General features: G+C 39.8%; 14 protein-coding genes. 10 read left to right on the top strand and 4 right to left on the bottom strand.

The features are described from left to right. Positions 1–213 precede the first annotated feature (213 nt). Together ACIFO6_RS13065 and ACIFO6_RS13070 are read left to right on the top strand one after the other, a co-directional pair. Positions 214–4269 (top strand): glycosyl hydrolase, encoded by a 4056-nt coding sequence (locus ACIFO6_RS13065; RefSeq protein WP_430041069.1) that lies wholly within the window; start codon positions 214–216, stop codon positions 4267–4269. A gap of 419 nt (positions 4270–4688) precedes the next feature. Next, complete coding sequence (locus ACIFO6_RS13070; RefSeq protein ID WP_044646908.1) at positions 4689–5051, top strand: hypothetical protein; 363 nt, start codon at positions 4689–4691, stop codon at positions 5049–5051. A 57-nt stretch (positions 5052–5108) separates the two neighbouring features. On the opposite strand, the gene ACIFO6_RS13075 is transcribed toward ACIFO6_RS13070, so the two are convergent. Further along, positions 5109–6254 carry a DUF4179 domain-containing protein gene (locus ACIFO6_RS13075; RefSeq protein ID WP_430041070.1) on the bottom strand — a complete coding sequence of 382 codons (1146 nt, stop codon included), beginning with the start codon at positions 6252–6254 and terminating at the stop codon, positions 5109–5111. Next, complete coding sequence (locus ACIFO6_RS13080; RefSeq protein ID WP_430041071.1) at positions 6226–6801, bottom strand: RNA polymerase sigma factor; 576 nt, start codon at positions 6799–6801, stop codon at positions 6226–6228. Before ACIFO6_RS13080 ends, ACIFO6_RS13075 begins: the two co-directional genes overlap by 29 nt. A 298-nt stretch (positions 6802–7099) precedes the next feature. Here ACIFO6_RS13080 and ACIFO6_RS13085 point away from each other — a divergent pair, with 298 nt between their 5' ends. Further along, positions 7100–8398 (top strand): helix-turn-helix domain-containing protein, encoded by a 1299-nt coding sequence (locus ACIFO6_RS13085; protein ID WP_430041072.1) that lies wholly within the window; start codon positions 7100–7102, stop codon positions 8396–8398. A gap of 353 nt (positions 8399–8751) precedes the next feature. Here the strand turns inward: ACIFO6_RS13085 and ACIFO6_RS13090 are convergent, their stop codons facing one another. Then, positions 8752–8991 (bottom strand): hypothetical protein, encoded by a 240-nt coding sequence (locus ACIFO6_RS13090; protein WP_430041073.1) that lies wholly within the window; start codon positions 8989–8991, stop codon positions 8752–8754. Positions 8992–9113: 122 nt separating this feature from the next. On the opposite strand from ACIFO6_RS13090, the gene ACIFO6_RS13095 reads away from it, so the two are divergent. The 5 genes from ACIFO6_RS13095 (at position 9114) to ACIFO6_RS13115 (ending at position 13449) form a co-directional block, all read left to right on the top strand. Then, complete coding sequence (locus ACIFO6_RS13095; protein WP_430041074.1) at positions 9114–10322, top strand: HEAT repeat domain-containing protein; 1209 nt, start codon at positions 9114–9116, stop codon at positions 10320–10322. Between the two features lie 2 nt (positions 10323–10324). Next, a complete protein-coding gene (locus tag ACIFO6_RS13100) occupies positions 10325–10996 on the top strand; it encodes a hypothetical protein (RefSeq protein ID WP_430041075.1) in 672 nt (223 codons plus the stop codon). Positions 10997–11111: 115 nt separating this feature from the next. Continuing rightward, positions 11112–11303: a hypothetical protein gene (locus ACIFO6_RS13105; RefSeq protein ID WP_430041076.1), complete on the top strand. Its 192-nt coding sequence runs from the start codon at positions 11112–11114 to the stop codon at positions 11301–11303. A gap of 67 nt (positions 11304–11370) precedes the next feature. After that, positions 11371–11640, top strand: coding sequence for a hypothetical protein (locus ACIFO6_RS13110; RefSeq protein ID WP_137060479.1), 270 nt, complete (start codon positions 11371–11373; stop codon positions 11638–11640). 411 nt (positions 11641–12051) lie between these two features. Beyond that, entirely contained in the window at positions 12052–13449 is a 1398-nt protein-coding gene (locus ACIFO6_RS13115; RefSeq protein ID WP_430041077.1) for a helix-turn-helix domain-containing protein, read from the top strand. A gap of 111 nt (positions 13450–13560) precedes the next feature. Here the strand turns inward: ACIFO6_RS13115 and ACIFO6_RS13120 are convergent, their stop codons facing one another. Beyond that, positions 13561–13920 carry a helix-turn-helix domain-containing protein gene (locus ACIFO6_RS13120; protein ID WP_430041078.1) on the bottom strand — a complete coding sequence of 120 codons (360 nt, stop codon included), beginning with the start codon at positions 13918–13920 and terminating at the stop codon, positions 13561–13563. 257 nt (positions 13921–14177) lie between these two features. Between ACIFO6_RS13120 and ACIFO6_RS13125 the strand changes: the two genes are divergently transcribed. Continuing rightward, a complete protein-coding gene (locus tag ACIFO6_RS13125; RefSeq protein ID WP_430041079.1) occupies positions 14178–15596 on the top strand; it encodes a DNA-binding protein in 1419 nt (472 codons plus the stop codon). Positions 15597–15841: 245 nt separating this feature from the next. Then, on the top strand, positions 15842–16066 hold the full coding sequence (locus tag ACIFO6_RS13130; protein WP_044646902.1) for an aspartyl-phosphate phosphatase Spo0E family protein: 225 nt from the start codon (positions 15842–15844) through the stop codon (positions 16064–16066). Positions 16067–16115: the final 49 nt, after the last annotated feature.

Consider the following 16115-nt stretch of genomic DNA (forward strand, 5'->3'; position numbering starts at 1 on the left):
ATCATGTGCGGTGTGAATACGGCTGCTGCAACACTTGAAGATCCGGGCCAATTTTGGATTTCGGACGGAGAGGAGAACAAATTAATTTGCAGATTAGAGTAAGATGACGTTGTACCAGAACGATAAACTCGTTTGGGGTCAGGAGCCTTATAGCCTGACGGAGCGGCACTCGTATGGGTGCCGCTCTTTTCAAATTGAAAGGAGGAAAGCGGCATGAAGGCGAAAAATAGTAGTAGTATTATTTTGTCCAAGCGTTCCAAATGGCTACCTGTCGTCATGGCATGCACGATTATAGTAGGGGGGGCTCTACCGGCTCCAACTGTAGTTCACAGTCAAACGGCAAAGACCGTTACCATCAAAGTTGATACATCCAAGGATCGTAAGCCGATTAGCCCTTATATATACGGTACGAATCAGGATTTGGCAGGCGATGAGAATCTGACTGTCAGACGACTTGGTGGTAATCGAATAACCGGATACAACTGGGAAAACAATATGTCCAATGCAGGAAGCGATTGGAAGCAATCCAGTGATGACTATTTATGCAATAATGGCGGTCTGACACAAGCTGAATGTGAAAAGCCGGGAGCGGTGACGACTTCGTTTCATGATCAATCGCTGAAGCTTGGCACTTATACTTTAGTCACGCTACCGATGGCTGGTTATGTGGCCAAGGATGGAAACGGAAGTGTGGATGAAAGCGAAAAGGCCCCTTCTGCTCGTTGGGATCAGGTCGTAAACACCAAAAATGCGTCGTTCCAACTACAGCCTGATCTGAATGACAATCGGGTTTATGCGGATGAATTTGTCAACTTTTTAGTGAAAAAATACGGCGTTGCTGCAACAAAGACGGGTGTGAAAGGATATGCGCTCGACAATGAACCCGCTCTCTGGTCGCATACGCATCCGCGCATTCATGGTGAAAAGGTCGGAGCGAAAGAGTTGGTAGACCGGTCAGTAAGTTTATCCAAAGCTGTTAAAGCGGTTGACGCGGGTGCAGAAATTTTTGGCCCGGTTCTTTACGGTTTTGGCGCCTATAAAGATCTTCAAACTGCACCTGATTGGAATTCTGTAAAAGGCAGCTACAACTGGTTCGTGGACTATTATCTGGATCAAATGCGCCTCAGCTCGCAAGCCGAAGGCAAAAGATTACTGGATGTTTTCGATGTACACTGGTATCCCGAAGCGATGGGCGGAGGCATACGAATTACAAATGAGGTGGGCAACGACGAAACGAAGAAAGCGAGAATGCAAGCGCCACGTACTTTGTGGGATCCGACCTACAATGAGGATAGCTGGATCGCTCAGGGGAACAGCGAATTCTTGCCTTTACTGCCTCGATTGAAGCAGTCGGTGGATAAGTATTACCCGGGAACCAAGCTGGCTTTGACCGAGTATAGCTATGGCGGCGAAAATGATATTTCCGGTGGGATCGCTATGACCGATGTGCTGGGCATCTTGGGCAAAAACGATGTTTATATGGCAAACTACTGGAGGTTAAAGGAGGGTGCCAACAGCTACGTTAGTGCCGCTTACAAGCTTTACCGCAATTATGACGGAAAAAGCTCTACTTTCGGTGATATCAGCGTTAATGCGCAAACGTCAGATATTGTCAATAGCTCGGTGCATGCTTCCGTAACGGATGCATCCTACAAAGAACTGCACCTCGTTGTCATGAATAAAAGCATGGACAGCGCATTCGACGCCCAATTTGATCTTTCTGGGGAGACGACTTACGGTTCCGGTAAAGTCTGGGGCTTCGACAACAATAGCTCGGAAATTAAGGAAGCAGCGCCAATTACGCAAATTTCAGGCAACCGCTTTACCTATACCGTACCGCCTTTGACGACTTATCACATCGTGTTGACTGCCAGCAATGATACGTCTGTGCCACCTGAAAGCTTTGCGCTGAGAGCTGAGGCTGGCGACGGGAAAGTAGATTTGTCCTGGGACGCTTCCAACGGAGCTGTGGGTTACAGTGTACAGCGTGCAACGTATGCAGACGGTCCTTTTGCTGCTGTAGCCTCCAACTTGATCGAAACGTCTTATACGGATACTAACGTAACGAACGGCACTTCTTACTATTACAAAGTAACCGCCAAAACCAATGCAGGAATGAGCAATTCCAATGTCTTGAAAGCGGTTCCGCAGGCGCCTGTAAACGGCCCGGTTCGCTATGAAGCCGAAGACGGCACGCTGAAGGGAACCATTGTGGAATCCAGCGGGACCGGCTTCTCCGGTACTGGTTACGTAACTAATTTCCACAATGCAGGGGATTCCCTGACGATGACGATTCAGGCAGAGGCGGCAGGCTTGTACAATCTTGCAATCGGCTACCGTTCTCCTTATGATGACAAACGCACGAATTTCTCTTTAAACGGCAAAGCGTCTGGTGAGCTGGTGCTTTGGAAATCGGCTGATTTTAAAGAAGCTTCCGGTGGCAAGGTTCTGTTGAATGCAGGGGCGAATACGATCGGTTTTGAAACGGGCTGGGGCTGGTACGATATCGACTACGTCAAGCTGGAGCCAGCTGCTGACCGTCCACCGCATGCGGTAACCAAAACGCTCATCAATCCGAATGCGACGGTAGAAGCAAAAGCATTAATGAACTACCTGGTTGATCAATACGGGAAGAATATGCTTTCCGGTCAAGAGGATATGCCCGAAATTGATTGGCTTCAAGCAAATGTAGGTAAAAAGCCGGCTATTGCGGCGCTTGACCTGATTGACTATTCGCCAAGCAGAGCGGAACACGGTCTTCGTTCCACAGAGACGGAAAAGGCGATTGAATGGGATAAGCAAGGGGGCATTGTTACCTTTGCATGGCACTGGAACGCGCCGAAAGGTCTTATCGATACGCAGGGAAAAGAATGGTGGAGAGGCTTCTATGCCGATTCGACTACATTCGATATAGAATATGCGATGAATAATCCAGAGTCCGAAGATTATAAATTGCTTATTCGCGACATCGATGTGATTGCAGGGCAATTGAAGAAGTTGCAGGATGCGAAAGTTCCTGTCCTGTTCCGTCCTTTACACGAAGCGGAAGGCAAATGGTTCTGGTGGGGCGCTAAAGGTCCTGAGCCTGTTAAGAAATTGTATATTTTGATGCACGACCGTTTGACTCATGTGCACAAATTGAACAATCTGATCTGGGTCTGGAACTCTGTTGCTCCCGATTGGTATCCGGGAGACGACTATGTGGATATTTTGAGCTTCGATTCTTATCCGCAAGCAGGCGACTACAGTCCGCAAATTGCAAAATATGAAGACCTTGTTACATTGGGCAAAGACAAAAAGTTAGTTGCCATGAGCGAAAATGGACCTATCCCGGATCCTGACCTGATGAAGGCGTATCAAGCCCATTGGAGCTGGTTCGCTACATGGTATGGGGATTTCTTGAGAGACGGCAAACAAAACAGTCTTGAGCATCTGAAAAAAGTGTATAATCATCCGAACGTCATTACGCTTGAAAAGCTCCCGACTAACTTAAAAACATATGGTATTACTGAGCAGCCGTCAGTACCGGGCAGCTTCACGCTGAACGCAGCAGGCGAAACGGCGAAAGTAAAGCTGAGCTGGACAGCATCGGCGAATACGGCAAGCTATGAAGTGAAGCGTTCGACAGCTGAAAATGGCGCGTTCGCCACAGTAGCGAGCGATGTATACGGAAGCAGCTACACCGACACAGCCGTAACGGCAGACACGACGTACTACTACCAAGTCGTAGCGAAGAACGATGCAGGACAAACGGTTTCGAACACGGCTAGCGCAGCGCCGAAAGCGGATGCTCAGGAGCCGACCAAGGGACTGTTGCTCCAGTATCGCGCAGCGGATACCAATGTGAACGACAATCAATTGAAGCCGCATTTCCAAATTTTAAACAAAGGTACAACCTCCGTACCGATCAACGAGTTGAAAATTCGCTACTACTACACGATCGACGGCGACCGCGCGCAGACATTCAACTGCGACTATGCCGCGCTGAGCTGCTCGAAGCTGAATGGCAAGCTGGTTAAAATGGATAAATCTGTAACAGGTGCTGATTACTATTTGGAAGTCAGCTTCAACTCGAATGCAGGCGTGTTAGCACCTGGAGGAAGCACGGGCGAAATTCAAACCCGTATTCATAAAACAGACTGGTCGAACTATAATGAAAGTGACGATTACTCGTATAAAGGCACGCAAACTTCATATGCTGATCATACAAAAGCTACGTTGTATCATAATGGCGTACTTGTTTGGGGAACCGAACCGACAGCTAATTAAGACAAGCGTCCGTTATACGGCAACATGTGAATCAACCGATTTTTTGCCAAGAGAGGGGGCATTACGTTCTTCTCTTGGTTTAAGCCACCAGTTTCTATGGAGAGTCTTTAAGATCATATGCAATTAGACTAGGCCAATCTTACAGGATTGGTCTTTTTTATTGATTATTTTGTAAAAAAAGAAATGATTTGTTTATTTTTATCGTTCTTGTAACACATCAAGAATTACAATGGAATTAATTAGAAGAAAGGAGGTGGGGAAATGAAAAGGTTGATATCTTGATGTCTATAATAGCTTGGAAGTTCAATGTTTGATTAGTAAAGTACTAATAGCTTGAGAACAACAGAAACGTAGTCACAGACATAAAGCAAGGCATTTAGTAGCTTAGAAAGAAGACTATTAAAGAGGAGAAATGACAAATGAAAAAAGCCATCTTAGCATTATCAATTTCTGCGCTAGCGTTATCATTAGGAGGAGTAGCTGCCGCTTCACCAGTAAGTTCAACGGCATCAGATGTAAAACCAGCAACAGTGACAGTAACTTTTGAACTTGCAACAGGAGAAAAAGCACCCATTACAAAGCAGGATAGTCCCGTACTTCGTTTAGGCATAGGTAGCACATATAAAATGGAAGGTTCAAATTGGATGATTTTGTACGGAAGTGATGTTGTCGAACTTCATGGCAATAAGGCTAAAATGATAGGTTACGGAACAGCTCAAGTGGCGGCATATAAATCTAATGGAGACAAACTTGGGGTTTATACTTTTAAGGTTGAAAGATAGTATTTGTATGCAGTGAAGGAGGTGAAGTACGCTTCACTTCCTTCACTTACTTAATTTTTATGGATTAATTGGGTAAGTAATTTCTAAATCAGGGAAATACTCCTTTTTTGGATTTCCATCTTTCCCTAGTTCGAATTTACTCCTATCACCCTTTTTTAAGATAGATTTGTAAACCTTTATAGTAATTTCTTTGGGAAGAGAGAGGAAAGGTTCAAATCGTGAATCATTTATCAGAACGTTGCCATCAGTTGCACTCCAACCATTGTTGCTAATAAAATTTAGTTGCTTTCCTTTATCATCGTAAATTTCATAACTCAAGAACAAAGGAAGTGACGAAGAAATTTTTGAATTAGCAGGTAGCTTTATGCGAGTTGTGATGCTGGTTGTAATCGGCGTGAGCTCAACTTTTTCTAGAGTATAGTCAATGTTTTTATACTCTCGCTTAAGGGATGGTGTAAAAACTAAGTTATTATTAGTATTCTTTTCCACAGGAATTTCTATTTTAAATGGCTGCTTAATGCCGGAGACAGGCATGGAAATTGTTAAATCAAACTTATCTGGAAAAGGTTTTCCTCCTTGATTACGTAAATCTGAAAATTGTATAATGGTTGAATTCGAATTTTTTCCAGGTATCGTATATGAGTCAATGGAGCTGCTGGTGTTTGTAGGTACATAAGAAGAATTAATTTCTTCGCCATTAATGGAAAGTATTAAATCATCAAGTAATAAGGGTAATTCGGTGTTTAAAAATCTTTTATCGGAAGTTTTTCGCTCTAATGCTATAGATACTCGTGTTCCGTCGAATATGACCTCTGGTACGCTGAGAGTCAGACCATCATGGGTGTCACTAAGATTTGGTTTTGACAGGATTCCCTTTTCATCTGCCGTTTTTAAACCAAGATCACCTGCCAACTGAAATATAGAATCCATTCCTGGAATCTGTTTAATGGATGCAGCCATTGTTGGAGAAATAAATCCAGTACCAACGACAAGTGTAAAGCACATCGCAAGCAAAGCAGAAGTACCGACAATTGCATTGCGTAATCTTTTTGGTCGAGTGGTAATACGCTTATATCGTTTTCCTTCTACTTTCCCATAGCGCTCCATCGTTTTATCAATTAAATCCACTTGTAATGGAGTATCCCGAATAAGCTTTTGTAAATGCTCGATTTCTTTATCTTCCGGTTTTAAAGGAATGTTCATACTTTTTTCCTCCCTTTTCCTTTTGGTGAATTAGTTTTTTACGGAGTCGCTCATATTTTTTTCGGATGGTTGATGGTTTTAGTTCCATAATTGTAGCAATCTCTTCATAGCTGTATTCCTCCAGTGAGCGTAACAATAAGATTTGTCGCTCTTCTAACGTTAGCTGATCCATTAACTCGTGAATTAAATCTGTATATTCGTGTATTGGTTGTTGCTTCAGGTTCAATTTATACTGGATGAAGGATTTAAACGTTCTAGTGTTTCTTTTTAATAAGTCATTACAGTGATTTTGAGCGATTTTGTATAGCCAAGCTGAAAAGGAAACTGTAGGTACAAAATGATGGATGTACTCAAGCCCTTTGATGAATATTTCTTGAGCAGCATCTTCCGCTTCTTCCTGATTTTTAAGTAAATAGTAGCAATATAAAAAGATCTGTTGTTGATAACGCCGTATGATATGTGTGTATGCTTGTTTGTCGCCCGTTTGTACCTGTTCTATTACAAGGTTGATATCTGCATCTTGCTTATTTACATGTAGTTTTTCCATTAGCTTCCCTCCTTTCTGCCTATATAACTGAAAAAGGGATGTATTTGTGACATTCAAATAAAAAAACTTAAAGATTGCTTTTAATGCTTCTCTTCATGTACTTCATTCAATTTTTCAATTATCACGGGATTCGTTAAAAAAAGACTTCTTTCTAAGGCATCATAAATTAGAGTGAGTATATAAACCATTTATTTCTCTTTTTTCACACTATTGTATTATTTTAAGATTACTTATAGGACGTATTTTACATAAAAAGAAACATTATTCATATGATTGAAACTCAATGAGGGGGATTGACATGGAACATACACCTACGATCCGCTCAAAGATAGAGACAGAATTGAAGCAAAGAGGCTATAGTTTTAGCAGCTTTAGTAAAATATCTGGAATTAACCGTGGTACATTCAGTACCATGCTGAACAGCAACCCGCCCAAGCCGATCTCCGTTCGGCAGATGGATCTGATTACCAAGGCGTTGGGATATCCTGATGACTGGCTGTATGAGTTGTACATAGACGAATGCTTTTACGAAGGAAAAGGGCACTGGAAACGGATTAAGCCCTTTTTATTGCGTTGTGTGGAATTAGGAAGACAGGACTTCATCCAAAAGGTATTGTCGAGGCTGACAGAGGATTTGTCCTATGTGCCGACCATATTTGAGTTTGCAGAAAAATTACATTCCGAAGGCAGAGAAAAGGAAGCGATCCCTTTTTATGAATGTGTAATCGAAAATGAAAAATATCGTCATTCGGAGCGGCTGGCTATAAGTCAATATAAAAGGTTTAAAGCTTATACAATGTCTGACTTGGAAAAGAGTCTTGAGTTTGTAATGGAATTTACACCATATCGTAATCTGCTTCCTGAGCATTATCAGTTGGAGGCGATTCACAAGATCACAAATATATATTTTTACTTGCACAAATGGGATGAGGTAGAGAAGTATGGTCATGAATTAAAGAAGCTGGCTAACGTAATCTATATGGATCGGCAAATAAGTAAGGAAAAAAGAAGAGCAGATCATTGCTCACGTGCAGAAAGGCATTTGGTATTTTACTACGGTTATGGATTCCTTTCTGTCTCAACAGCTTTACAAAAGAAAGGATATATTAAGGAGGCAAAGGCAGAGCTTGAGGGCTATGCAGATTTAAGTTGGTTTAAAGGGCTTGATTTAGAAGGTGAAGCAGATGTAGAGCAATTCCGTTTGTGGGCTAAAGCCAACTCGTATACTTTAGATTTACTATTGGGTAATAGAGATATCCTTCCTGAGTATATTGCTTTCCTCGAAAATCACCCTGAAGAAGTAAGTTCCGGACTCATAACTATACTAGAAGCTGCCAATAAGTATAATTTTGATGTAGACTCTATCATTGACAAATACTCAGAGCGAATAAAGAGGTTACAAGAGTCTGAGGATGTTAAACAAATGACCTATTATTATTGTTACATGTATCAGCTTGCCATTTACCATTACAGACGTGGTAGAATATTAAAAGGGCAAAAGGATACCCTTGATTATCTTTCTTTATCCAAGCAAAGAAATTGGTTTAAGCCACCAGTTTCTATGGAGAGTATTCAAAATCATATGCAGTTAGACTAGGCCAATCTTACAGGATTGGCCTTTTTTATTGATTATTTTGTAAAAAAAAGAAATGATTTGTTTATTTTTATCATTCTTGTAACACATCAAGAATTACAATTTCTTTAGAGCTGGTGGGAAGGAGGATAGGCTTTTAAGATGAATAACCATGTATGATTTAAAGTAGTTGGCTCAGTGGATGAAGGGACGACTATCAGAAGGAACTTGCTAAAAGGAACTTGCATTTTAACAAAGGAGCTAAAACCACTTGTTTGAAAGGAGTTCGTAGGTATTGAAATAGTTTTATAGAGGTGCCGATCTGTTGTGTACCTCATGCTCAAAGGACATAAGGTAGTGTCGCATTTTGGAATAAATTATCTTGTATTTTTTATTAGACGATCCAAAACCAAACCAACAAGATACCAGAAACCTAGTGTAGTTAGGTAAACAACGGCTATTGGAATATCTGCTTCTCTCACAAATCTAAATGATTCATACATCCAAACCAACGGGCTAATGATAGCCAATAGTATATTATAGTCATCATAGCCCAAAACGTTTACAATAATTACTAAAATCGAGATTATAACCAACCAAAAGCGAAATGATTTCATTGACCATACCTCCAAACAAATATTTACAGTTAACATAACATATAGTCGTCATAGTCGCAAAAAAATAATACAACTAAGTATACACTTACTTCTTGGATAGTATGAGTTAATTTTCATTAAACATGAAAGAAGGTCAAGTGATGAAAATAAATAAGACGGTTGTAACAATCGGGACTACCATTCTCTTAATTTCCTCTGTCGTTCCTGCTGCTCTAGCGTTAAATGCTGCCTCAAAAGAATCAACAGGCTTTGTTAAACCAACTATATCGTCGCTTAAAGATTTAGATCATGTCGAAGTATTGAAATCGCTCAATAACGCTCAAACAGTCAACTTATCAGTGTATGGTGATTCAGATAGCCGGGGAAAACAAACTGAATATTTGAAAACATTAAATGGTAATGAGTTATTCGAGACACTTGGTGAACTTTCCATTTATGACGAGCCAAATTTTGAAAAATATGCAGAATCCATTTTACCCTATTTAAAAAAACAATGGCAGGGAAAAGTGCCTGCTGGAGTCTCAGATATCTTAACTCACCAAGAGTATAATTCAAAATTAAGAGCGTTTATTATAGATATACTGGCTAATGGTAACAAATTGGATAATAGAAGTCTCGAAAAGATTAAAACCGTTGTAGAAAATAAGAGTGAGGACGAAAATCTTCGAAGATATGCTTTATTGCAACTGGAGCCACAAAAAGATGCTGCATTAAGTGCTGAAGAAAAGTCTATTAATTTGAAAGCAATATTTGATGATTCTAATGAATCTGTTCAAGTAAGGTCCGCGGCAATTACAGCTATGCGGAGGTTAAACGATCCTGATTTTAAAGTGGTCTTATCTTCTTTAAGCAAAAGTGAGAACGCGAATGATCCTTTACTTCGCACTTTGGTTACAAGCGCTGCAAAAGCCGGAGAGCTAGAAAATTATACGGAAGTTGTGAAGAAAATTCTTAATGAAACTAAGGATGAGCAAGTTTTTGGAAGTACAATATACGCGCTTGGTGTTTCTGGTGGTGAGGAAGCAGTAAGTCTAGTTGTACAGCATCAGGGAAAGTTTAAGGGAAATGCAGAGGAAGTCGGTAAATACTCCTTATTAAGAAATTTGAATACCATTTCATCCATGTTAAAGAGCCAATCTGATGATGAAATCATAACAGCTTTGAAAGCGTCAGAGATTATCAATTATGGAGAAGCATACCCTCGCATAAAGGAAATCCATAAAAATTCTAAAAACTCAGAGGTTATCAAAGCAGCAGAACACGCTTTAGAGGCGATTATACCGGAGAATCTTGTTGATGAGTTTAATACTAAGAAGTGGGAGGGGAAATAATAATGCATAATATTTCGCTTCTAAATAAAAAAGTACTGATAGCTATACTACTTCCACTATTAGTTTTACTAGGAACTAGTTACACTCACGCGGCAGATAGAGGTGATGCAGGATATAGAGAGGGGGGATGGCTTACGTTTGGAAGTGACCATGGTGGCGTACGCGGAAATAGTGGTGTGGTTTATGAAATTAAAGGTTATTGGGGTAGTGGAGTTGTATTGAGTGATTTTGATAGCTTTAAATCTGGTAAAACGTTTTACGGATTTTATACCAATCCTTCTATAACAGATACTAAAAGAAGCTATATTATAAGCATGGTTGCTGCAATGAGCGCCGACCCGGAGATTACTTATACTGCTCAAGCGCAACTTATGCACGACGATCATCGCTCATCAGCATATGTCCATGTTGATGAAATCACAGATATACGTTGCGATGGAGTTATCGAGTATGCCTATGAATATAATGATGTTTATGTTTGGGGGCCATCTAGTACTGGAACAAACTCAGGGAATCCAACAGATTTTGATATATCAACTAAAGTAAATGTACAATACCATGCAAATTTAGGATATGATGAGCCTTGGATTGAAGTTAGTCCAAGGGAACAGCGTGGAGCGGCAACCGTAAATAACCCTACTAGATGGACTCAATTACGCCCAAGAACCTCGTAAAATCACATGATTTAAACTGATAGAGTACTATATAATATTTCAATGAAGATATTCCACTATTCTATCTGACTCCATTCGGTATAGAAACAATCAATTTTATTTAAGGCTTCTTCATATGGATTCCATAAAGGAGCTAACATTGCGCCTGCTTACCAATGACAGCATAAGTGCCAGTGCCGGAGCTGCGTTGGTATCTTTAGGAACAGACTTGCTTGCTTCAAACTTGGACAACTATAACGGTTCACGCGGTACTACGCTCAATCTACACTGGTTGCCAGCTCCTTATTACACGGTTAATTCCAACTAAGATTTGCACTAAACACCTTACTTTTACTATAATATTGTATATACTGTAAAAGAAGGGGCAGGTGATTATGAACCCAATTTTTTATGTCACTGCTTTTCTTATGGTTTATGCTCTTTTGGGCGTTGCTGCTGTCCTGTTCATATTTAAGCGTTCAAAGCAGCCAGCACGAAGAAGTGCCCAATTCGTTGTTGGTCTCATTGGATTGGTGGCATTGTATGCGCTTATCAAAGCTTTTAACAATGCTGGCAGCTCCGATTCATATCCTTATTTTGCCATATTGGTATTTGTGATTGTTGCAGCAGCAGCATCCAAGTATCTCAGAAGAAAAAGTAATTAGCTCCATACGCGTTCCTGGGGAAGTTCAATTTCCCCAGGAACGTTTTTATTTTTTCAGGGAAGCGTCCTCTGCCGATTCTTTTTTTATCTCCAGCTTTTGGCTCCTTCGTTTCGTTATTGCTTTCATGCTACTTAACTTCTTTTTATCTGTTCAACTAACTATAGCCGATCCACAGATTCAATTTATATTGGATGAAGGATTTAAAAGTTATGTACTTCATTAAACTTTTCAATTATCACGGGAATCGTTAAAAAAAGACTTCTTTCTAAGGCATCATAAATTAGAGTGAGTATATAGACCATATATTTCACTATTTACGTGATTCTGTATTGAAATGAATTACCTTTAGGATAGAGTTTACATATAAAGTATCACTGATGATATGTCTAAAACTTATTGAGGAGGATTAGCATGGAACATACACCTACGATCCGCTCAAAGATAGAGACAGAATTGAAGCAAAGGGGCTATACATTTAGCAGTTTTAGTAAAATCTCCGGTATTAACCGTGGCACATTCAGCGCCATGCTGAACAGCAACCCGCCGAAGCCGATCTCCGTTCGACAGATGGACTTGATTACCAAGGCATTGGGTTATCCTGACGGTTGGCTATATGAGTTGTACATAGATGAATGCTTTTATGGAGGAAAAGGGCATTGGAAACGGATTAAGCCGTTTCTGTTGCGTTGTGTGGAATTAGGAAGACAGGACTTCATTCAAAAGGTATTGTCGAGGCTGACAGAGGATTTGTCCTATGTGCCGACTATATTTGAGCTTGCAGAGGAACTACACGCAGAAGGAAAGGAAAAGGAATCAGTTCCTTTTTACGAGTGTGTAGTACAGAACGAAAGATATTACCATTCAGAGCGGCTAGCAATTAGTCAGTATAGGTTATTTTCTTACTCTTTAAGCAAAGATTTAGAGAAAAATCGCCAACTGGCTATAAAATTTGCTCCTTATCGTAAAAATTTGCCTGAAAATCATCAACTGGACGCTCTTTTAAAGCTGGTAAACGTATACTTTCAAGCTTATGACTGTGAGACAACTATGCAATATGCGAAAGAACTTGAGGTAATTGCCACAAATGTTTATCAGCAGCAGATTCAAGTTAGATTAAAAAATCGTGAAGTTAAACCTCTAAATACAGAAAGACATCTAATCGTATATTTTGGTCAAGCTTATTTAATGCAGGGGAATGCCCGCGAAAAGCAAGGACTATATGAAGAAGCAATGGAATTCATACCTTACTATGCAGATTTGACTGGTTTTGAAGGACTGGATGAAATGGGAATTTTAGAGGCGAGGAAATTTGAAATGTGGGCAGAAGCAAACCGCTTAAATTTAGAAATTCTAATGGGAAATATGGCTAGTTTGCCTGCCTATGTCGATCTTCTTAAAAGTAATCCTGCAGAGATACTTCAGGGGCTACTAACCATTATGGAATCGGCCAATAAATACAATCACTCTATAGACGATATTCTGCTCCTTTTTGCAGAAAATATTAATGAGTTTAGGGACTTGCGTACAAATATTTCTTATTATCATACAAATTACAATCTGGTGACCTATTCCCGTTTTTTTCTTGAGCTTAGTCGCTACTATTTTAATAAAGGGAGCTACTCTGAGGCGATCGACAGTATGTTGAATAGTCTCAAAGCATCCTCACAGTTAAACGATAAGGCTTACTATATCAAGTCCATTACGTTGTTGTTTGAGAAATATAAAGATCATTCGACACAGGAGCAACGGGCAGAATATGAAAAAGTGCTTAAAGAAGTAGAATATAACATCAAGCATATGACTTCTTAGAACATAAAAGGGCTATGTAACCTACTACTAAGGTAGAGTAACATAGCCCTTTTGAAATATTATGTTCATGACCAATCGGGAAAAAATTAATTATTTTCGTTATTCGCTGGATTAATCGGGGTTACTTGCTGTAAGCCCGCTTTCTGAAGAGGTGAACAGTTCCTTCAATATCCGATATGCCTTATTTTGATCAGCTTCATTCTGCTGGGAGAGTAAATGAACACATTCCCATATCCAGGGCTGACTTTTGAGTTCTTCATATGGATTGAAGTCAAAAAATGCGAATACGTTTGTTCCCAAGGGTTCGGCTATTTTCTCTAGTGTTTTGATCTGTACATTGACCTCACCACGCTCCAACTTGCCGATATAGGAACCCGTTGAATCGGATGCTTCCGCCAGTTGTTCTTGTGTAATACCACGCAACGTCCGAAATTGGCGAATTTTCGCTCCTATGAGTTTTGTTGTTTCCATAGACATCCACACTCCTATAATATGAGTGTAGACAAAGGGACTTCAGGCGTGGAGGTAATTGAATTGCCTAAATAATATAATATTAAGTTCTTGTAAAGACTATTAAACACACATTAAATTCCATTATATATTAAAACGGTGTAAAAAAAGGGGTTGACCATCATCCAGTTTATTCATATAATTTCTAGTATATTGTAATTGTTCGTCGAGGATGGTGATTTTAAAAAAATCATCTGAATACACCGGGGGTGTTTTTATTGGAAAATGCAACCACGATCCGCTCGGAAATTGAGAAAGAATTAAAACTTGGTGGTTACACTTTTAATAGTTTTGGACAAGCTACGGGCCTTAACCGTGGTATATTTAGTGCTATGCTTAATGGAAATCCGCCTAAACCGATCTCTGTAAGACAAATGGACTTAATCACTAAAGCGCTTAACTATCCAGAGGACTGGTTGTATGACCTATACGTAGATGAATGCTTTTACGATGGAAGACCTCATTGGAAAAGGGTTAAACCATTCCTGATTCGTTGTGTTGAGGTGGGGAATCTGCGGTGCGTGGAGAAGGTGCTTTCACGGTTAATGGAAGATCTTAACCACATTCCAACGATCTTTGCTTTGGCAGAGGAGTTGTATGAAGAAGGGAAGCTACAAGAAGCAGTTCCTTTCTATGAATGTGTAATCGAAAATGAGAAGTACCAACATTCCGAGAGGTTGGCCATCAGTCACTATAAGATTTTTTCAATTTCAGTAAGCGAAAATTTAGAAACGAACCTAGAGGCAGTTTTGAGGTTTATACCTTTTAGGAATCGTTTGCCAGTAGACTTTCAATTAGATGGTTTATTAAAGATGGCTAATATATATTATTATCTTCATCAATGGAAAGAAGCTGAGAGATACGCTGATGAATTAAGAAGTGTTACTTCTACTGTCCTCTCATTAAAAGTTTATAAGGGTAAGAATAAATCAGGTAAGAAACCAATTAACACAGATCGACACTTGGTAGTTTATTATGGTCAGGGCTATCTAATCAAAAGTGCTGCTTTGGAAAAGCAAGGATTCTTTGAAGAGGCTATGGAATATATTCGTTACTATGAAAATTTAAGCTGGTTTGAAGACTTGGATGAAGTTGGTCAAGAAGAGGTTCAAAGGTTTAAAGTTTGGGCTGAGGCTAACAAACTTAATCTCCATATTCTTATGGGTGATGTTGATAGCCTGCATCCTTATGAAGAATTTTTGAAAAAAAATCCCCCAGAAATAATACCTGGTTTGTTGACTATATTAGAATCAGCTAATAAATATGGATTCCCAATAAATAATACGCTTATTGAGTTTTCTCAGGAAATAGAGGGTGTTGGTGATGTTTCGTCAATACATGATAGTTACTATCCACAATCTTCAAGTCTAGATATATGTGCTAATTTATTTCATCAGATTGCTATATATCATTTTAACTATTCCAATAATACAGCAGGAATTAACTATGTACTGAAGAGCTTGAAGACTTATTTGAAAATAAATGATAAGCCAAATTTTGTGCAAGGTACTGCTTTATTTGAAAAGTACAGACATGCGGCTACCCCAATTCAGAAAGCAGAGTATCAGTATATTATGGAGGAGGTACTAAGCAATGCACAGAAAAACAATGTTCTTCATGCTGTTAATAGGACTTAGTAGTAGCCTTAGTCACCTAGTGAACGAGGTAACCTTATTTGCACATGGTGTTGGTTGTTAGGCGTTATTTAAAAGGTTTGACGCTTGTTACATCTATGTACTTTCCAGGCCGATCCCAAGGGGTTGGCTTTTTGATTTATCCCGTTAAAGGGATGAAATGGGTTTTATTATATTATTAACCTGTAGGGAAGGTATCAGCTTGTAAACTAACTGTAAATACCATACCAAACAGGAGGTTTGTTGATGTGAAATTGAAAGAATTGGAGGATTGCATCGAAGAAAAGCGTAAGGAATTAAATGATTTGGCGAAAGAAGTGGGATTGAAGGATCGACAGGTGTTGACCAAGTCTATGGAGTTGGATCGGCTCCTTAATTTGTACAGCGATTGGAAATATAGCTATCACAAGCAGAGCATCTCCAAAACTTCACCAGTGCGAGAGAAGCAACACGAGTTTGCCTTATCTTATTGATTTTCCAGCATCATGACCAGGCTTTATCTAACTTCACCTTGGCTTCTAA

This window comes from Paenibacillus sp. NRS-1781 (assembly GCF_050467745.1).
Classification (GTDB): domain Bacteria; phylum Bacillota; class Bacilli; order Paenibacillales; family Paenibacillaceae; genus Paenibacillus; species Paenibacillus terrae_A.